Genomic DNA, 18,710 nt, shown 5'->3' on the forward strand with positions numbered 1-18,710 from the left:
CGCCCGTCCTTAGTACCAGATGCTGAGGGCGGGCGCCCGGATAGCGCGGAAGGCGTCGTCGAGCGACGCGGCGATCTCTGCCGTCGTCGACAGCCGCCCCGCGGCAAGCAGCTCCCTCGCGCTCACTCCCCCGGCGTACATCGCTGAGAGCGTGCCGATGTCGAGGGTCGCGTCCGCGGTCGCGGCATCCGATGCCTCGACCTTCGCGCGGCCGTCTGCGACAGACAGCCGCCAGCTTCCGGTCGTGAACCCGAGCGGGTCCTCGACGCGCAGCACGAGGTCGAGCGGTGCGCGGTACGTGCGCGCTTCCAGCCCCTCGCGCACATCGAGAATCCGCAGCCAGCCGTGGTCGTGCACTCGCACCTCGACGCCGCGCGGATCCTTCACGAGCCACGGCAGCGGGTCGTCGGTGGGCCGCAGATCAGCGGTCACCTTGTCGACAAGGTCATGTTGCAAGGCGAAACCCCAGAGCGCGACGAGCGCTTCATCAGTCACTGCCGTCAGCAGCGAGATCTTCAACTCGAACCGGAAAGCTCCGGGGATCTCCGTGAGTGTGTAAGCGAGCACTCCCCGTGCCGCGCCGTGCTTGTCGAGATAGCGCACACCGCGAACGGCAGCAGCAGAGGGATTCCCCGGCGCGAGCCCCGCGATTCGATCCCAGCGGCGTTCCCATCCGGCAACCTGGCCGGATCGCTGAGTGCGCTCCACTTCGTGGAAGGCTGCGAGGTTATCGCGCAGCCCCGCCTTGTCCAGGTACTCCAGGCGTCCGACGGGGGCGCCGGCCGCCCAGCCGGCACGGCGGGTATCGATGGCCATTGCGGCCATCGGAACGGCAGGAGCGAACCCATAACGGCCGTAGATCGTCGCTTCCGAGACGGTCAGGCCCGCGATCGCGGTGCCGGATGCTGCCGCAGAGCGCAGTTCGCCCTCGAGCAGTGCCCGTGCAATGCCACGGCGCCGGTGAGTACCGGAGACGGTGACGGAGCTGATGGCCCACATGTCGATCTCGCCGCCGGGGATCGTCAGTGGTGTGAGCCAGGAGTTCACCGTCGCGACGGGCCAGGAGCCCTCGGCGGCGCCTGCTTCGAACACGCCGACGTTGCGACGATCGGCGATCGCCGCAGCATCCGCCTCGACGACGTCGGCCGCGGGGTCCGCGTCCAGGAATCCGCGCGCATCCGCGCGGACGAACGCTTCGGTATCAGCCGGAGATGAGGCGTCGATCGTGCGGTAGGTCAGCTGCTGACCTGCCAGGCGTTCGAAGGATTCGGGGTCGACGGGGATCTGGCGTGCGTCGGTCATCGTCCCAGCCTATGGGACTCCGCAGTCCGCACGCCCGAAAAGATCAGTGCGCGGCAGCCACGCGGAGTCGAGCGAGAACCTGATCGCGCAGCTCTTCCGGGGCGCTCTCCTTGCAGGCGCGAGCGACGACCTCGGTCAGAGTCTTTGCCACCAGCGCCTCATCCCGGCACTCCGGGCAGTTCTCGATGTGCTCCTTGAGCACAGAGTGCTGGGTTTTGCATACCTCGTTGCGGAGGTACTCCTCCAGATCCTGACGCGCTTTGTCGCAGCCGCAATCGCTCATTTCGTGCTCCTCGTACTCGCCGTGGCGATTCCTCGCTCAGCGGCATAATCTGCCAGCAACTCGCGAAGCATCCGCCTGCCACGATGCAGACGGCTCATCACGGTGCCGATAGGGGTCTTCATGATGTCGGCGATCTCCTGGTACGCGAAGCCCTCGACATCTGCCAGGTACACGGCCAGCCGGAAGTCCTCAGGGACCTCCTGCAGCGCGTCCTTGACGACCGATGCCGGCATCCGATCGATCGCCTCTGCCTCGGCGGAGCGGCTGTGCGACGCAGTCGTCGATTCCGCACCGCCCATCTGCCAGTCTTCGAGCTCGTCGATCGTGCCCTGATAGGGCTCGCGCTGCTTCTTGCGGTAGATGTTGATGTACGTGTTCGTCAGGATCCGGTAGAGCCACGCCTTGAGGTTCGTGCCCTGGGTGAATGACGACCACGACGCGAACGCCTTGACGAAGGTCTCTTGGACGAGGTCTGCGGCGTCGGCAGGGTTGCGCGTCATGCGCATGGCCGCGGCGTACAGCTGATCCATGAAGGGGATCGCCTGTTCCTCGAACTCGCGCTGAGCGGTGCTCGTGGCGTCTGCGGGGGTCATGTCATCCATCACGGGCCAGTCTAGGCCGACGATGTCTTCGACACGACGTTCCAGCGTAGCTGTCATCACCACTCCCTTCTCAGCGTTTCGACGGCCGCAGCGTTCACAGGGCCATTCACTATGGTTGGAACCGATGAGCGACACAACGTATTCCCCTTCCCCTACCGCTGGCGCGTACGACGCACCAGCGGTCACCGGCGCTGTGCACTCGACCGTCACCATTCCCGGGTCGAAGTCACTCACCAATCGAGAGCTGGTGATCGCCGCGATCGCCGATGGGCCTGGCCGGTTGACGGCCCCTCTCCACTCCGATGATTCGCGCCGGATGATCGAGGCGCTTCGTGCACTCGGCATCACGATCGAAGAGGTGGAGGGCCACGGGGAGTTCGGCCCTGATCTGCTGGTCACCCCCGCACCTCTGCGCGGCGACAGCACGATCGACTGCGGTCAGGCCGGCACCGTCATGCGCTTCATCGCACCCTTGGCCGGCCTTGCCCGTGAGGATGTGCACGTCACCGCACACGCGAACGCACTGCATCGTCCGATGGGAGCGATGATCACGGCGCTCCGCGACCTCGGCGTCGATATCGATGACGAAGGAACCTGGTCGCTTCCGTTCACCGTCCGCGGTCACGGACGCATCCGCGGCGGTCGTGTCGAGATCGATGCCTCCGCATCCAGCCAGTTCGTCTCCGGACTCCTGCTGGCCGCACCTCGTTTCGACGTCGGGCTGCATCTCGTGCACACCGGTGAGCATCTGCCGAGCCTCCCCCACATCGACATGACGATCGAGGCGCTGAGCCGTCGCGGGATCCGCATCGAGCGGCCGGCAGCGGGTGAGTGGCTCGTGGAGAGCGGTGTTCCGCGCGCGAAGGAGATCGCGATCGAGCCGGATCTCTCCAACGCTGCGCCATTCCTCGCCGCGGCGATGGTGACCGGCGGCGAAGTATCGATCACCGGGTGGCCACTGCACTCCACACAGCCTGGCGCGCTGCTCCCTGAGATCCTCCAGGCCATGGGGGCACACGTGAGCCGTCACAGCGGCACCATGACGGTGCGCGCGGGCGACCGCATCCGCGGACTGGACCTGGACCTGTCGGCGGCGAGCGAGCTCTCCCCCACGATCGTCGGTCTTGCGGCATTCGCCGACGGCCCCACCACGATCCGCGGCATCGGCCACATCCGCATGCACGAGACAGATCGCATTGCAGCACTCATCAGCAACTTCGCCGCTCTCGGCGGCGAGATCGAAGAGCTTCCCGATGGCATGCGCATCGTCCCACGCCCGCTGCATGGCGGCGAATGGGGTGCGTACCACGATCACCGACTCGCCACCACCGGTGCGCTCGTCGGCCTGCGCGTGCCCGGAGTCGTGATCGACGACATCGGGACAACCGCGAAGACGCTTCCCGAATTCACACAACTGTGGGAGCGGATGCTGGAAGAAGGCACCAGCGCGTGAGCTGGCTCTCTCCCGATGATGACCTCGACGATGGATTCGAGGACTTCGACGAGAGCAGCATCCGCACGCGTCCGAACCCCAAAGCGAACCGGCCCCGCACCAAGCGCCGCCCGGCGCATGAAGACGCGGAGATCGGCCGTGTCCTCGGCGTGGACCGAGGCCGCTACAGCGTGATGGTCGACGAAGACACCCCCGACGAGCGCGTCATCACCGCCACTCGCGCCAGAGAGCTGCGCCGCAACCCGATCGTCACCGGCGACAAGGCCCGCGTCGTCGGCGACAAGTCCGGCGCGGCAGGAACGCTGGCACGAATCGTGGGGATCGTGGATCGCTCTTCGTTGCTGCGCCGAAGCGCAGACGACACCGATCAGGTCGAACGCGTGATCGTTGCCAATGCCGACCAGATGCTCATCGTGGTCGCCGCGGCAGACCCGGAACCCCGTCCGCGTCTCGTCGATCGTTATCTCGTCGCGGCTCTGGATGCTGGCATCCGCCCTCTTCTGGTCGTCACGAAGACCGACCTGGCAGACCCGACACAGTTCCTCACCCACTTCGCGGGTCTCGACCTGCAGGTGTTCACGAGCGCGCAGGCCACGATGCCCGTCGATGAGATCGGCGCTTCGCTCGTCGGCCACTCGACCGTCTTCGTCGGGCACTCGGGCGTCGGAAAATCGACGCTCGTGAACGCGCTCGTCCCGACAGCCGGACGCGCGACGGGACACGTGAACCAGGTGACCGGTCGCGGTCGCCACACATCGTCGTCCACCGTGTCGCTGCGGTACGAGAGCGAAGAGGGCACCGGCTGGGTGATCGATACGCCTGGCGTTCGGTCGTTCGGTCTCGGTCATGTCAACACGTCGAATATTCTCGCGTCATTCACCGAGCTGGCCGAGATCGCCGAGAGCTGCCCGCGCGGATGCACCCATCTGGCGGACGCTCCAGATTGTGCGCTGATCGAGGCAGCTGAGAACGGCGAGCTGAACCCTGCGGAACTCTCCCGACTCGATTCGCTGCAGCGCCTGCTGCAGACCTTCGCGGACAAGCACGACGGACGAGACGCCAAGTAGGCTGGGGGCGTGACTGATCTGCGCCTTGCCCCCGGAACCCCTGCCCCTGCTTTCACGCTCCTCGACCAGGACGGCAATTCTGTCAGCCTGTCCGACCTGCGCGGGGAGAAGACCATTCTGTACTTCTACCCCGCTGCGATGACTCCCGGGTGCACCACGCAGGCCTGCGACTTCCGCGACAGCATCTCGTCGCTGCAAGGTGCCGGCTACCGTGTCGTCGGGGTGTCCCGTGATGAGCCGGCGAAGCTCGCGAAGTTCCGTGAGCGCGACGGCCTCACCTTCACGCTGCTGAGCGACCCTGATCACGCCGTTCACACCGCATACGGTGTCTGGGGCGAGAAGATGAACTATGGCAAGGTGATCGAAGGCGTCATCCGCTCGACCTTCGTCCTCGACGAGCAGGGCGTGATCACCCTCGCTCAGTACAACGTCAAGGCCACCGGTCACGTGGCTCGGCTGCGCAAGGCCCTCGGTCTCGACAGCTGATCAGGTTTCGCTCTCCGCGTCTGGTTCTGCCACCACGCGCGCTTCTTTGCGAGTGGACGCGATCAGCAGAATGAAGCCGAGGAGCCCGGGGATTCCGACACCGAGCACGAACGGCCATACGACGGGTTGCACTGTGAGCGATGCCAAGGCCAGCGCGATCGCGATCACCTGAAGCACCACTCCTCCTGAGCGCGCCCACATCAGCCCTCGTCGGGCACCCACTGCGAACGTGAGAAGCGCCGCGGCGCCGATCAGGATCAGCACGATCAGCGCGATCGCCGTCGGCAGGGACGCGGCCTCACCTGCGCCGAGCTCAAAGAGGTCGATGAGCGCGAACACGACCAGCGCGGCTCCCTCGATCGCAAGGACCGCCGCGGCTGCTATGGCAAGCGAAGGCGACCGCAAGCTCTGATCTGTCACACTGCCTCCTGTGAATTCCTGGATACCGCCAGAAAAGCCTTGATTTTGTATCCGCACTGTCACACAATGTTAACAGTCATGTGCTCCCACAGCGGCGTGGGGCGAGCAACCGCTCGCACTACAGATGAGCGACGATTCCCGATTCGTTGCACGAAAAGAGTCGTCGCAACGCGATCGCTCACCCATCACCCATACCGAGGAGCCACTATGGATTGGCGCGACAAAGCCGCCTGCCTGACCGTCGACCCCGAGCTGTTTTTCCCTGTGGGAAACACCGGCCCGGCCGTAGACCAGATCGAAAAGGCGAAGACTGTCTGCGCCACCTGCACGGTGACCGAGGTCTGCCTGCAGTACGCCCTTGAGACCAGCCAGGACTCGGGCGTCTGGGGCGGCCTGTCCGAGGACGAGCGCCGCGCACTCAAGCGCCGCGCTGCCCGCGCACGCCGCGCTTCCTGAGCCACCGCCGCCTAATACCGGTCGCCCGAGGCGCTGGCTCCGCTCTATTTATTGAGCCAGCGCGTCGGGATATCGATCGACACTTCAGTGCCTTCGCCTTCGCTGCCGTGCCAGTCGATCGTGCCGCCGAGTTCGCCCTGGATCAGGGTGCGGATGATCTGCGTACCCAGCCCCTGACCGACCCGGCCCTCCGGCAGTCCGTGACCGGAGTCGCGCACCGAGACATGCAGGTTGTCATCGGTCCGCACGGCATCAATGGTCACGGTGCCTTCCTTGCCCGCGAGGCCATGCTCCACGGCGTTCGTGACGACCTCTGTGAGCGCCAGTGCAAGCGGGGTGGCGTACTCGCTCGGCAGCACGCCGAAGCGCCCAGTCGAATGCGTGCGTGCACGTGTGTTGGGGGCAGCGGCGACTTCAGCGACGAGCTTGAGCACTCGATGGAAGACCTCATCGAACTCGACCTTCTGAGTGAGGCCCTGGGCGAGAGTATCGTGCACGACTGCGATGGCGTCGACTCGGCGCATGGCCTGGGTGAGAGCATCCCGAGCCTCATCGGAGTGCGTGCGGCGCGCCTGGATGCGCAGCAGGGATGCCACCGTCTGCAGGTTGTTCTTGACCCTGTGGTGGATCTCACGGATCGTCGCATCCTTGGTGATGAGCTCCTGCTCCTGATGGCGCAGCTCACTGACATCGCGGCAGAGGATGATCGCGCCGATGCGCGTGCCGTGGTCCTTGAGCGGAATAGCACGGAGCGACACCGTCACGCCTCGCGCCTCGATGTCAGTGCGCCAGGGAGCACGGCCTGTGACGACGACGGGCAATGACTCATCGACCTGCCTGGTGGCAGGGAGGATGCGGGTTGTCACTTCGGCGAGCGACTCCCCCTCGAGCTCGTCGTCGAAGCCCATGCGGTTGAAAGCGGAAAGCGCGTTCGGGCTCGCGAAAGTGGTCATGCCATCGACGTCGATGCGGATGAGCCCGTCAGAGGCGCGCGGTGCGCCGCGTCGTGGCGAGGTCGGGGCGGTGAGATCGGGGAATTCACCGGAGGAGATCATCCGGAACAGATCGTCGGCGCACTCATCGAAAGTGATCTGCTGGCGCGACGGCATGCGCACCTCTCCGAGGTTCGTGTGCCTGGTGAGAACACCGATCACTGCCGGCTCGTCACCGGTCCGACGGCGCACCCGGATGATCGGGACAGCACGCACGCGCGTCGGCGTCTCTTCGAACCAGTCCGGAGACGAGGAATCGACGATATCGGCCGAGTCGAAAGCGCCCTGGACCTGGGTGCGCCATTGCGGGCGCACACGATCGCCGACGATGTCGCGGTAGAACAGGGTGGCGGCTCCGCTAGGACGTGTGTGAGCGACCGCAACGAAAGAGCCATCGTTCGTCGCTGCCCAGATAACGATGTCAGCGGAAGCCAGATCAGCGAGAAGCTGACCGTCACCGGTCAGACGATGGAGCCATTCGACGTCATCGTCGGTCAAGCATCCCTGGGCATGGACGAGATCACTGAGGGTTGACACCCTTCAAGACTAGTCAGCGCAGCACCGCTCACAGCACAGCGAACGACGTGGCGCGCCAACGGCGATCCAGCCCTTCCAAGCGAACGGCCACTGCACGAGTTCGACCGGGACCGGCAACGACGACGACAGCCTCGACGATTCCGTCGGCGGGCACGGTCTCGCGGATCGAGAGGATCTCGAACACGGGCCGCACGGGTGCCGTGCCACGCGCACTGCGCGCCCGAGCAGACAGGTTGGCGCGCGCGCCGAGCTTGCGGAATGCCTCCTCGCTGAACCAGCGTGCCAACTGATCGATCTCACGGACGCCGGCGAATACTTCGAGAACACCCTGCGTAAGGCTCCGGATCAACGGAGTGGGGCTCGGCAAGGCAGATGTCGATGTCGGCTGCGGGGCAAAATACTCTTGAAGCATCATCGTGATCACTCTCGGTATGGAACGCATGTCAGTAGAGCACGCGTCAGGTCCTCCGCGTGGGGGTGATCACGAAAAATGTGGATAACCCGTAGAGGCCCCAGTGCCGTCCCTTACGCTCGTCATGTGCATTGGGATCGATTGTTCGAAGACCTCGAAGGCCAGCTCGCCGGCGAGTGGGAGGCCGAGCGTGCCGCGTTGAACGCAGAAGCCGAACGACTGCGCATCGCGAAGCTGACGCTCCGCGCTCGTCTGCGGATGCTGCACCAGACCGACGCTCCCCTCACCCTGTGCATCGCAGGGGGCGAGCGCTGCTGCGGGGTCCTTCGAGCGATGGGTGCGGACTGGCTGGCGGTACAGACTGTCGACGCTCCCAGCGCACTCATCGTTCCTCTGCAGGTCGTCTCGAGCGTCGAGACCCATCACGGCGCGATTCTCGACACGCTCGATGATCGCGCGGTCGCACCCGACGGAATCCGTGATCGCATGACGCTCGGATTCCTCCTCCGAGATTTCGCTCGGCGCCGGCTGGCCCTGCGGATCGCCCTGACCGACGGAGCGACGGTGCACGGCACGATTGATCGCGCTGGCGAAGACCATCTCGATCTCGCCGTGCACGATGCAGGCGAGGCCAGGCACGCTCACGCCGTGCGGGCGTTCCGGCTGGTGCCGTTCACCGCGGTGGCATGGCTACGCACCTCGAACGCGACGTTCTAAGAACGTGGCTGGTGGCCCCACACCTCGGGGAAGCTCGCGTCATCGGCCTGGTGCCACAGAGCGGTCCGCCTGGCATCTTCGGTCTGCTCGGCGAGGTAGTCGGCGATACTCGCCTCTTCTACCCGCCAGCGTGCAGGAGAACCGAGTCGAGCGCCACGCAGTCGACCCTCGACGACAAGCGAAATAACCTCGTCCAGCTCAATGCTGAGCAGCTCGGCAACCTGCGCGGGCGCGAGGAATCGAGAAGCAGATGCGGGCGAATCGGCCATGTACCCATTGTGGCCTCCGTTCTTCGTGCGTCCATACCGCCTCGCACCCCTGTGGATAACTTCTGAGCCGATTCCACTGATTCTGTGACGATGTGTTCATGACGACGCATCCGCGTGCCCGGCACGCTTTCTGGGGTGATATCCGGTTCCTCATCGGTATCGCGCTGGTCATCCTTTCCATCGTCGGAGTCTGGCTGGTCGTATCAACGGCACGCGACACGACCCCCGTGCTGCAGGCGAACCGTACGATCGTCGAGGGCGCACCGCTCACCTCAGCTGATTTCCGCGTCGTCGAAGTCAGCCTCGGCGCAGCGGCCGACGAGTACATGGCCCCGCAGGACCTCGAGGCCGGGCTGATCGCATCGCGCACAGTGGGCTCCGGAGAGCTGTTGCCAGCGGTGGCGACGGCTGATGCGCAGCGCGGTCGCACGACCAACATCGTCATCGAGAGCAGTATCGGCCTTCCCGAGCACATCGGCGTCGGCACGCCCGTCGAGCTCTGGTACTCGCCGGTGATCGGCGATTCCGATGAGTTCGACGCACCGCGCATTCTCGCAGCCGACGTCGTCGTCGCGTCGGTGCCCGAAAGCGACGGCATGCTGGCACAGCGAAGCGCCGCTGTCGAGGTCGTCATCGATCGCGCCGATATCGCCGAGGTCCTGGCGGCCGTCACCGATGGCGCGGCCCTGTCCGTCGTACCGCGAGGGTCTGGGTCGTGACCTCCGCGCTGATCGCGCTCCCCGAGCCGCGCGCGTCCGAGCTCGCTGCAGATCTGGAGCGCACAGGAATCGAGATCGCCGGTATCGCGACTCCCGGAGAGGTGCCCAGCGCGCTGCTCGCTCGCGCTGATGCCATCATCCTTCCCGCGACTCGTGCGGCTCTCAGCGGCGACCTCATCGCTGCCTGCGACATGGCCGGCGTACGCATCGTCACGCTCGGCGCAGCCGAGACTCGACTGCTCAGCCGACTCGGACTGCCCGAAGCTCTACCCGAAGACTCCGATGCATGGCAGATCGCGGATGCGCTCTGCGAAGACGCTCCGGCCCCCACAGCGTCGGCACCTGCATCGCAGCGCCGCATCATCGCCGTGTGGGGCTCGCACGGCTCCCCCGGACGCTCCACAGTGGCGATACAGCTTGCGGCCGAGCTCTCGCGCACTGCACGTCAGTGCGCACTCATCGACGCCGACACCGTGGCGCCCTCTCTCGCCCTACTGCTCGGGCTGGGCGACGACGCACCAGGTCTTGCTGCCGCATGCCGCCGTGCGGAATTCGGCGGCCTCGATGCCGCGGAGCTCGGTCGCATCGCCGCAGTCGTTGAGACGGCTTCCGGTGGCCTCAACGTCTTCGCCGGCATCAATCGTCCTTCTCGCTGGCCAGAGATCTCCGCCGATCGAATGAAGACCACGCTGGGGGTGTGTCGCGACTGGGCCGATGTGACAGTGGTCGATGTCGCTGCATCATTCGACTCCTTCGAGGAGGTCTCCGATGATCTCCTCGGACCGCGTCGGCACGCAGCGACCACCGCCGTACTGCGAGAAGCCGACCTCATCGTCGCAGTCACTGCGGCCGACCCGCTGTCGATCTCGCGGTTCTTGCGGGATCACGCAGAACTGCGCAACCTGGTCGGCCCGCTCCCGCGCATCGCAGTCGTTGCGAATAAGGTGCGCCCTGGGCCGCTGGGCATCGATGCGCGAGGTCAGATCCGCCGCTCGCTGGAACGATTCGCCGGCATCACCGATGTCACGTTCCTGCCGTTCGACCAGCGAGCAGCCGACGCCGCGCTGCTTCACGGTCGGACAATGGCCGATGTCACGCCGCGCTCCGCACTAGTCACCGCGGTGCGGAGACTCGCAGAGCGCCTCGAGCCCGCTGCCACGCCGGCGCTGACGCGAGCTACTGCTGATAGCTCGCGAGGAAGTTCCCGAGTCTCTCGATGGCTTCACCGAGGACGCGGGGCTCCGGCAGCGTCACGACACGGAAGTGATCCGGAGTGGGCCAGTTGAACCCGGTCCCCTGCACGAGCAGAATCCGTTCCGCGACCAGCAGGTCGTAGACGAACTTCTCATCGTCATGGATCTGGTGCACCTCGGGATCTAGCCGTGGGAATGCGTACAGCGCGCCCTGCGGCTTCACGCACGAGACTCCGGGGATCGACTCGAGGCCCTTCCATGCGATGTCCCGCTGCTCATGCAGGCGTCCTGTCGGCGCGATGAGGGAGCCGATGGACTGGACTCCGCCGAGGGCGGCCTGCACAGCGTGCTGGGCGGGAACGTTCGGGCACAAGCGTGTCGAGGCGAGAAGAGTGATCCCCTCCAAGAACCCCTTTGCGTGTCGCTGCGGGCCGGTGATGACGACCCAGCCCGACCGGTAGCCCGCAACACGATACGTCTTGGACAGACCGTTGAAGGTCAGGCAGAGCAGATCCGGTGCGAGCGTTGCGGTCGGGATGTGCACGGCATCATCGAAGAGGATGCGGTCGTAGATCTCGTCAGACAAGAGGAGCAGCTGATGCTCCCTGGCGATCTGCACGATCCCCTCCAGCACCTCCCGTGAGTACACCGCACCGGTGGGGTTGTTGGGGTTGATGATGACGATCGCTTTGGTCTTCGGCGTGACCTTCGAGCGGATGTCTTCGAGGTCCGGGCTCCAACCGTTCTCCTCGTCGCACACGTAGTGCACCGGGTTGCCGCCTGCGAGGCTGGCCATCGCCGTCCACAGCGGGTAGTCGGGAGCGGGGATGAGCACCTCGTCGCCCTCATCGAGCAGTGCCTGCATCGTCATGGTGATGAGCTCGGACACACCGTTGCCGAGATAGACGTCTTCTGGCCCGAACTGCGGGAAGCCGGGCACCTGCTCGTATCGGCTCACGACAGCGCGACGCGCAGAGATGATCCCCTTGCTGTCGCTGTACCCATGCGCGGTCGGCAACGCGGCGAGCATGTCGTGCACGATCTGGTGCGGAGCCTCAAAACCGAAGATCGCGGGGTTGCCGGTGTGCAGTTTGAGGACGTTGTGGCCCTCCGCCTCCAGGCGCGCCGCCTCGACGAGCGCTTTGCCGCGAATCTCGTACAGGACGTTCTTGAGCTTCGACGACTGGTCGAAGGTGCGCATGGGAGTCATTGAAAAAGCCTACCGGCTCTCGCCGGTAGGCCTTCTCACGTCAGATCTACTTCTTCTTCTTGCCCGCAGCCCGCCGCTGTTCGCGGTTCTGCGGAGCTGCAGCCGGCGCATCCGTCCGCTGGCCGAAGGCGCCTCGGGGAGCCTCCTGCTGCGGTGCGGGCGCTGCGCCGCCGGCGGCCGCGGCGGCCTCAGCAGCCTTGCGAACCCGCTCGGTGGCGGACTGCTGCACCTGACCGCGCTCGTTGCGCACCTCGACGTCACCGGCGTCATTGGGAGCGGAGTACTCCAGGCGCTGGTCGCCGCCATCGGTGACGAGCCCCTTGGCCTCGACCTCGGTGGTCTGCGAATCCTCGGCACGCCGCACCTCGACCTCGAGGTTGTAGAGGTAGCCGACCGATTCTTCCTTGATCTGCCCCATCATCGACTGGAACATCGCGTAGCCCTCGCGCTGATACTCAATCAGCGGATCGCGCTGCGCCATGGCCCGAAGTCCGATGCCGTCCTTGAGGTAGTCCATCTCGTAGAGGTGATCGCGCCAGCGGCGGTCGAGCACCTGCAGCACGACGCGTCGCTCGAGTTCACGGGTCGCTGCCTCGCCGAGGGTCTCCTCGCGCTTCTCGTACGCGATCTTCGCATCGGAGAGCAGTTCACGGCTGAGGCCATCGGTCGTGACGCCGCCCTTGCGGCCACCGGCCTCTGCCACGACCTCGTCGATCGTGACGCTGACCGGGAAGAGGGTCTTCAGCTCTGTCCAGAGCGCGTCGAAGTCCCAGCTCTCGGTGTGGCCCTCGCCGGTGTGGTCCGCGACGACGCCGGTGATGGCGTCCTCGATGAAGTGCTGCACGCGGTCCGCGATGTCATCGCCCTGCAGGATGTGACGGCGGTCGGTGTAGATCGCTTCACGCTGACGGTTGAGAACGTCGTCGTACTTCAGGACGTTCTTGCGCATCTCGGCGTTGCGCGACTCGACCTGCGACTGCGCACTGCGGATGGCACGTGAGACCAGCCCGGACTCGATCGGAACATCGTCGGGGAAGTTGGTCCGCGCGAGGATCGCCTCTGCCGCGCCCGACTGGAAGAGGCGCATGAGGTCATCGGTCAGGCTGAGGTAGAAGCGGCTCTCACCGGGGTCTCCCTGACGACCCGATCGACCGCGCAGCTGGTTGTCGATGCGACGCGATTCGTGGCGCTCGGTGCCGAGCACGTACAGGCCGCCGGCTTCGATGACGTTCGAGCTCTCTTCGGCGACGACTGCCTTCATCTGCTCGTACGTCTCGTCCCAGGCGGATTCGTACTCGTCGGGCGTCTGTGCGGGGTCGAGGCCCTTCGCTCTGAGTTCCTGCACAGCGAGGAATTCCGCGTTGCCGCCGAGCATGATGTCGGTACCGCGACCAGCCATGTTCGTGGCGACGGTGACCGCGCCAAGGCGACCGGCGCGAGCAACGATCTCGGCCTCGCGCGCGTGGTTCTTCGCGTTGAGGACCTCGTGCTTGATGCCCTTCTTCGCCAGGAGGCGTGAGAGATACTCGCTCTTCTCGACGCTGGTCGTTCCGACGAGAATCGGCTGTCCCGACTCGTGGCGCTCGGCGATGTCCTCTACGACCTGCTCGAACTTCACCGTCTCGTTCTTGTACACGAGATCGGCCTTGTCCTTGCGGATCATCGGCCTGTTCGTCGGGATCGGCACGACGCCGAGCTTGTACGTCGACATGAACTCGGCGGCTTCGGTCTCAGCCGTACCCGTCATTCCGCCGATCTTCTCGTAAAGACGGAAGTAGTTCTGCAGTGTGACCGTGGCGAGAGTCTGGTTCTCGGCCTTGACCGGCACGCCTTCCTTCGCCTCGATCGCCTGGTGAATGCCCTCGTTGTAGCGGCGACCGACGAGGATGCGGCCGGTGTGCTCGTCGACGATCATGACCTCGTCGTTCATGACGACGTAGTCAGTGTTCTTCTTGAACAGCGCGAGGGCCTTGATCGAGTTGTTCAGGAACGAGATGAGCGGGGTGTTGGCCGACTCGTAGAGGTTGTCGATGCCGAGGTAATCCTCGACCTTCTCGATACCCGGCTCGAGCACACCGATCGTGCGCTTCTTCTCGTCGACCTCGTAGTCCTCGCCAGCTTCGAGAGTGCGAGCGATCTTCGCGAACTCGGTGAACCAGCGGTTGGCCTCGCCAGATGACGGGCCAGAGATGATCAGCGGGGTGCGCGCCTCGTCGATGAGGATCGAGTCGACCTCATCGACGATGACGAAGAAGTGCTCGCGCTGAACGAGGTCTTCCTTGCGCCACGCCATGTTGTCGCGCAGGTAGTCGAAGCCGAACTCGTTGTTGGTGCCGTAGGTGATGTCGCACAGGTACTGCTCGCGGCGGACCGCCGGTGTCTGCCCAGAGACGATCGTTCCGGTGGTCATGCCGAGTGCGCGGTAGACGCGCCCCATGAGCTCGGCCTGGTAGCTCGCGAGGAAGTCGTTGACCGTGACCAGGTGCGCGCCCTTGCCGGCGATGGCGTTGAGGTACATGGCAAGGACAGCGGTGAACGTCTTGCCCTCACCGGTCTTCATCTCGGCGATGTTGCCGAAGTGGAGAGCTGCCCCACCCATGATCTGCACGTCATACGCGCGCATGCCGAGAATTCGCTTGCCGGCTTCACGCACGGCTGCGAAGGCCTCCGGCATCAGCTTGTCCAGCGACTCGCCGCTCTCGTATCGCGCACGCAATACGGTTGTCTCGTTCTGAAGCTCGTCATCGGTGAGTTTCTCGAAGTCCTCTTCGAGTGCATTCACGGCCTTGGCGACCTGATTCAACCTGCGGAGGATTCGTCCTTCGCCTGCGCGCAGCAGCTTCTCAAGAGGATTCGCCACTTTTAGTCTCCCTGTGGGGTCAAGGTCCCAGCCACCCAGATCGGGCTTCAGCGCCGGGCATACTTCGCTATGTTACCGGCCCGTGACCTGCACGTCGCCTGCACAGGACACGCCACTGCGTCAGATCGGATGCTGGCATACCCTTTCGCATATATATTTACTGAGAAATCACTTCAGGAGGCCTTCTTGTCCGTTCGCCAGAGCCTGCTCGCAATCCTCGACCAGGGACCCTGCTACGGCTATCAGCTTCGGGTGGAATTCGATCGCCGTACGGGCTCGACGTGGCCACTGAACGTCGGCCAGATCTACAACACCCTCGAGCGCCTTGAGCGCGACGGCCTCGTCGACCGCGGCGCCCACGATGAGCAGGGTCATGTGTACTGGCAGATCACGGATGCTGGGTCCGCAGAGGTCGCACAGTGGCTCGCCTCCCCCGTCGTGCGGGCCCAGGCGACACGCGACGAGCTCGCGATCAAGCTCGCTGTCGCTGCAACCCTCCCTGGCGTGGATGTCGCCGCGGTCATCCAGGCACAGCGGGGTGCGTCACTCGCGCACCTGCACAACGTGCAGCAGGCGACTTACTCCGGCAGCGACGCCGAAGACGCAGCGGGACTCGCCTGGTCGCTTGTCATGGACTCGATGATCTTCGCTGCCGAGGCCGAGCTCCGATGGCTCGATCACATCGAGGTGCGCCTCGCGCTGCGCCCGGGCTCCGCCGTAGGACTGGAACTCGCGACCGAGCGTCCCAAACGCGGACGTCCATCGGGCCAGATGGCTGCTGCGCGATGACCCTGACAATGCTTCAGCCACGTGCGATCACCCACAGCCCGCACATGGCATACGGAAAGTAGGATCGATCCATGGCCGGTTTCTGGGGTAAGCGCAAACGTGAGCAAGAGGCTGTGCAGGCGGCGCAGGATGCTGATCTCGCCCGCCGCGCCGAGCAGGCGCTCGTCGCAACCGACGAGCGCATTCGTACGGCGGGTGACGAGCTCGCCTTCGCCGAGGCAGAACTCGGCATCTCGATGACCAAGGACCTGAAGGCCGCTCTCGAGTCGGTGCGGACGCACCTGCGCGAAGCGTTCCAGCTGCACCAGCTCAACCACGACGAGATCCCGGACACCGACGAAGAGCTGCGCACCCGCAACGCTCGCATCGTCCAGCTGTGCGAATGGGCAGAGGATCTGCTCGACGAGAAGACCGCAGTACTCGCAGCGTCGATCTCTCGCGTGCGCCAGGCGCCGCAGATCATCGCGAAGGTGCGGGCGGATGCCGAAGCTCTGGCCGCACGAATCCCGCAGACCCGCTCCACGATCGAACGTCTGTCGACTCGCTATTCCGATTCCGCGATGCAGCAGATCTTGGCATCTGCCGGCGAGGCCGAACAGCTCATCTCCTTCGCCACCCACGGCGCCGAGGTTTCCGAGCGCCGCCGCGCCGCACGCCAGAACGAAGAGGCGAACCTCGCACTCGAAACAGCTACCGAGGCGACCAGGCGCGCAGGCGCGTTGATGGATGCCGTGGAGGACTTCGAGATCGAAGCACTGCGCGCAGAGTCCACCCTCGCCGAGGTCGTCGCCGACTCTCGCGGAGACATCGTCGCAGCACGCAATGCTCCCAACGTCACGGCGGTCACGACGGCCGTGACCAACCTGGAACGTGCGCTGGAAGCCCTATCCCCCTCGGGCGCACGGAATGACCCGTTCGCCGAGCTGACCCAGCTGCGCAACGCGAACACTGCCCTCGACGATGCCATTGCGAAGGCGCAGTATCGCGCGCAGAACCCTCTGCCCAGCGTCGCCCACGTGCAGCATTCCCTGGATGACGCCGACCGTCAGCTCGGCGTCGCCCGCGGCCTGATCTCCGGCCACCGCGGCTGGATCGGCGCTGATGCCCGCACCCGCTTCGCTGAAGCAGAGCGTCTTCGGATCGATGTTCCGGAGATGATCCAGCCCGAGGAGACCCGCGAGCAGGCGCTTGCGGCATCTCGGCGCGTCGCCCAGCTCGCCGCGGAGGCACTGCAGCTCGCGCAGCGCGACATCGACTCTGCCCGCCCGCAGCAGCAGCAACAACAGGGCTGGGGCGGCGACGGATGGGGCGGCGGACGTCGTGGAGGCGGCGGCGACATCATGGGCGGCATCATGGGCGGCCTTGTCATCGGCAGCATCCTGGATGGCATCTTCGACTGAACCTGAACAAAGAAGCGGCCCGCTCCATCACTGGAGCGGGCCGCTTCTTCGAGATCAGGATGCGAGGGCTTCGGCCTCCTCAGGCGAGGCCTGAGTGGTCAGCGAGATCACACCGTAGTCCCATCCCTTGCGCCGGTACACGACGCTCGGGTGATCGGTGCGGGCATCGACGAACAGGAAGAAGTCGTGACCGACGAGCTCCATTCGGTCGACCGCCTCTTCCACTGTCATCCACTCGGCATCGAAGTTCTTAGTCCGGATGACGACGGGCGAGTAGATCTCTTCCTCGTCGTTCTGGATCGGAACGGCGCCGGTAGCGACGGCACGCAGCACGTCGACGGATGCGGGTTGCACGTCGATCCCTTCGATCGACCCGCTTCCCTTTTCAAAGTGTGCCCCACGCGGGTGGTGACGACCATCGACGCGCTTCTCCTTCGCGCGCCGCAACTGCTCGGACATCTTGTCGACAGCTTGGTCGAGGGCGACGAACTTGTCGCCGTCAACGGCCTCCGCGCGAACGACCGGCCCCTTGCCCACAAGGGTGAGTTCCACCGTCTCGTCGGGAACACGACCGCCACGATAAGCACGGTGCGTGACCTTGACGTCCAGCCGCTGCGCTTTCGCCGCGAGCTGCTGGATACGGGCGATCTTCTCTTCGACAACGGTTCGGAAGCGATCGGTGATACCCACCCCGACGCCAACGATGCTTGTTTCCATTGCTGCCTCCTTGTCCCGGTCCTCCCGGCCAAGGGCGGACCGTGGTCGCCTTGTGACCCCCAACCGTAGTCCCCGTTCCTCTGCTTGTCACGAACCATTCACCATGTATTTGCTCAAAGCTCACGCCGTCTGGGGGTCGCCGCCAGAGTGAGAGCTCCGCACACCCGGAATCCCGCGTCTCGCAGGGCTCGTGCCCCCTCGTCGAGCGTTGCTCCCGTGGTCACGACATCATCGAAAAGCAGGACCTCCCGCGTACCCCGGGCGTGTCGCGCACGCATGCTGCCCGCCACGTTCTGGCGTCGCTGTTCGAGGTCGAGTTCGCGCTGATCCTGAGTTCGTCGGATCTGCGTGAGCAGGCGCGAAGAGGTGAGACCTGCGCGACGCATCAGCAGCTCCGGCACCCGGTATCCCCGCCGTCGGAAAGCGGCCCCGCTGGTCGGCACGGGCACCAGCACCGCTTTCGGATGCCTGCGCAGAAGTTCTTCGCCTGCCACCGCCACGGCGCCGCCGAGAGGGCGGGCGAGGACGGTTTCGCCGTCCTCCTTGATACGGCGGATGCAGCGAGCTGCGACCCCTTCGAACGGGAAGGCTGCCGTGATTTCCAGCCCATCGGGCGTCGATGCAGCCGTCACATGCGCGCTGAGCTCGCCACGGCACTCTTCGCACAGCAGGGTTCCCGGCGCGTCACAGCCCGCACAGCTCCCGGACAGCATGAAGGCCGCAAGCTCATCCACCAGCGTCTTCCACTCGCCCATGCGTCGATCATGAGCCACCAGGCTGCACAGAATCACCCGTGCGACGTGATCTGTGGACGCGTCCCGCCTGT

Annotated in this window: 20 protein-coding genes; 9 read left to right on the top strand and 11 right to left on the bottom strand. The window is 65.3% G+C overall.

Annotated elements, in window-relative coordinates:
* Nucleotides 1-9: 9 nt before the first annotated feature.
* From ACTU6V_RS09655 to ACTU6V_RS09665, 3 genes are read right to left on the bottom strand one after another with little or no spacing between them, the layout of a single operon-like run.
* A complete protein-coding gene (locus tag ACTU6V_RS09655) occupies nucleotides 10-1,302 on the bottom strand; it encodes a GNAT family N-acetyltransferase (RefSeq protein ID WP_443475490.1) in 1,293 nt (430 codons plus the stop codon).
* 43 nt (nucleotides 1,303-1,345) lie between these two features.
* Nucleotides 1,346-1,585 (bottom strand): zf-HC2 domain-containing protein, encoded by a 240-nt coding sequence (locus ACTU6V_RS09660; protein WP_417508356.1) that lies wholly within the window; start codon nucleotides 1,583-1,585, stop codon nucleotides 1,346-1,348.
* On the bottom strand, nucleotides 1,582-2,244 hold the full coding sequence (locus ACTU6V_RS09665; RefSeq protein ID WP_443467970.1) for a sigma-70 family RNA polymerase sigma factor: 663 nt from the start codon (nucleotides 2,242-2,244) through the stop codon (nucleotides 1,582-1,584). Before ACTU6V_RS09665 ends, ACTU6V_RS09660 begins: the two co-directional genes overlap by 4 nt.
* Before the next feature lie 67 nt (nucleotides 2,245-2,311).
* On the opposite strand from ACTU6V_RS09665, the gene aroA reads away from it, so the two are divergent.
* Genes aroA through bcp form a run of 3 tightly spaced genes read left to right on the top strand, consistent with a single transcriptional unit; the run spans nucleotide 2,312 to nucleotide 5,193 of the window.
* A complete protein-coding gene (aroA, locus tag ACTU6V_RS09670; RefSeq protein ID WP_443467969.1) occupies nucleotides 2,312-3,640 on the top strand; it encodes a 3-phosphoshikimate 1-carboxyvinyltransferase in 1,329 nt (442 codons plus the stop codon).
* Entirely contained in the window at nucleotides 3,637-4,707 is a 1,071-nt protein-coding gene (gene rsgA, locus ACTU6V_RS09675; protein WP_443467968.1) for a ribosome small subunit-dependent GTPase A, read from the top strand. The genes aroA and rsgA overlap by 4 nt, the downstream gene beginning before the upstream one ends.
* 9 nt (nucleotides 4,708-4,716) lie before the next feature.
* Entirely contained in the window at nucleotides 4,717-5,193 is a 477-nt protein-coding gene (gene bcp, locus ACTU6V_RS09680; RefSeq protein WP_443467967.1) for a thioredoxin-dependent thiol peroxidase, read from the top strand.
* Here bcp and ACTU6V_RS09685 read toward each other — a convergent pair whose 3' ends face one another.
* Complete coding sequence (locus tag ACTU6V_RS09685) at nucleotides 5,194-5,613, bottom strand: hypothetical protein (RefSeq protein ID WP_443475491.1); 420 nt, start codon at nucleotides 5,611-5,613, stop codon at nucleotides 5,194-5,196.
* Nucleotides 5,614-5,820: 207 nt separating this feature from the next.
* Here ACTU6V_RS09685 and ACTU6V_RS09690 point away from each other — a divergent pair, with 207 nt between their 5' ends.
* A complete protein-coding gene (locus tag ACTU6V_RS09690; RefSeq protein ID WP_033104713.1) occupies nucleotides 5,821-6,069 on the top strand; it encodes a WhiB family transcriptional regulator in 249 nt (82 codons plus the stop codon).
* A 44-nt stretch (nucleotides 6,070-6,113) separates the two neighbouring features.
* Here ACTU6V_RS09690 and ACTU6V_RS09695 read toward each other — a convergent pair whose 3' ends face one another.
* The gene (locus ACTU6V_RS09695; protein ID WP_443467965.1) at nucleotides 6,114-7,598 is read right to left on the bottom strand and encodes a sensor histidine kinase; all 1,485 of its coding nucleotides are present in this window, start codon (nucleotides 7,596-7,598) and stop codon (nucleotides 6,114-6,116) included.
* A 28-nt stretch (nucleotides 7,599-7,626) separates the two neighbouring features.
* Complete coding sequence (locus ACTU6V_RS09700; RefSeq protein ID WP_443467964.1) at nucleotides 7,627-8,013, bottom strand: Rv3235 family protein; 387 nt, start codon at nucleotides 8,011-8,013, stop codon at nucleotides 7,627-7,629.
* Between the two features lie 123 nt (nucleotides 8,014-8,136).
* Here ACTU6V_RS09700 and ACTU6V_RS09705 point away from each other — a divergent pair, with 123 nt between their 5' ends.
* Nucleotides 8,137-8,727, top strand: a complete 591-nt coding sequence (locus tag ACTU6V_RS09705; RefSeq protein ID WP_443467963.1) for a hypothetical protein — start codon at nucleotides 8,137-8,139, stop codon at nucleotides 8,725-8,727.
* Here the strand turns inward: ACTU6V_RS09705 and ACTU6V_RS09710 are convergent.
* Nucleotides 8,724-8,996 carry a helix-turn-helix domain-containing protein gene (locus ACTU6V_RS09710; RefSeq protein ID WP_443467962.1) on the bottom strand — a complete coding sequence of 91 codons (273 nt, stop codon included), beginning with the start codon at nucleotides 8,994-8,996 and terminating at the stop codon, nucleotides 8,724-8,726. The genes ACTU6V_RS09705 and ACTU6V_RS09710 overlap by 4 nt on opposite strands.
* 98 nt (nucleotides 8,997-9,094) lie before the next feature.
* Between ACTU6V_RS09710 and ACTU6V_RS09715 the strand changes: the two genes are divergently transcribed.
* Nucleotides 9,095-9,715 (top strand): CpaB family protein, encoded by a 621-nt coding sequence (locus ACTU6V_RS09715; RefSeq protein WP_443467961.1) that lies wholly within the window; start codon nucleotides 9,095-9,097, stop codon nucleotides 9,713-9,715.
* Entirely contained in the window at nucleotides 9,712-11,001 is a 1,290-nt protein-coding gene (locus ACTU6V_RS09720; protein WP_443467960.1) for a CpaE/TadZ family protein, read from the top strand. Before ACTU6V_RS09715 ends, ACTU6V_RS09720 begins: the two co-directional genes overlap by 4 nt.
* Here the strand turns inward: ACTU6V_RS09720 and ACTU6V_RS09725 are convergent.
* Together ACTU6V_RS09725 and secA are read right to left on the bottom strand one after the other, a co-directional pair.
* Nucleotides 10,892-12,118: a pyridoxal phosphate-dependent aminotransferase gene (locus ACTU6V_RS09725; protein ID WP_443467959.1), complete on the bottom strand. Its 1,227-nt coding sequence runs from the start codon at nucleotides 12,116-12,118 to the stop codon at nucleotides 10,892-10,894. The two genes, ACTU6V_RS09720 and ACTU6V_RS09725, sit on opposite strands and share 110 nt — an antisense overlap.
* 46 nt (nucleotides 12,119-12,164) lie before the next feature.
* Complete coding sequence (gene secA / locus ACTU6V_RS09730) at nucleotides 12,165-14,978, bottom strand: preprotein translocase subunit SecA (RefSeq protein WP_443467958.1); 2,814 nt, start codon at nucleotides 14,976-14,978, stop codon at nucleotides 12,165-12,167.
* Between the two features lie 186 nt (nucleotides 14,979-15,164).
* Here secA and ACTU6V_RS09735 point away from each other — a divergent pair, with 186 nt between their 5' ends.
* Both ACTU6V_RS09735 and ACTU6V_RS09740 read left to right on the top strand, forming a co-directional pair.
* A complete protein-coding gene (locus ACTU6V_RS09735; RefSeq protein ID WP_443467957.1) occupies nucleotides 15,165-15,767 on the top strand; it encodes a PadR family transcriptional regulator in 603 nt (200 codons plus the stop codon).
* A gap of 71 nt (nucleotides 15,768-15,838) precedes the next feature.
* Entirely contained in the window at nucleotides 15,839-17,167 is a 1,329-nt protein-coding gene (locus ACTU6V_RS09740) for a coiled-coil domain-containing protein (RefSeq protein ID WP_443467956.1), read from the top strand.
* A gap of 54 nt (nucleotides 17,168-17,221) precedes the next feature.
* Here the strand turns inward: ACTU6V_RS09740 and hpf are convergent, their stop codons facing one another.
* Nucleotides 17,222-17,884, bottom strand: a complete 663-nt coding sequence (gene hpf, locus ACTU6V_RS09745; protein ID WP_443467955.1) for a ribosome hibernation-promoting factor, HPF/YfiA family — start codon at nucleotides 17,882-17,884, stop codon at nucleotides 17,222-17,224.
* A gap of 113 nt (nucleotides 17,885-17,997) precedes the next feature.
* A complete protein-coding gene (locus tag ACTU6V_RS09750; RefSeq protein WP_443467954.1) occupies nucleotides 17,998-18,639 on the bottom strand; it encodes a ComF family protein in 642 nt (213 codons plus the stop codon).
* Nucleotides 18,640-18,710 lie beyond the last annotated feature (71 nt).

It is taken from the genome of Microbacterium zouquanmingi (assembly GCF_052266675.1).
Lineage (GTDB): Bacteria > Actinomycetota > Actinomycetes > Actinomycetales > Microbacteriaceae > Microbacterium.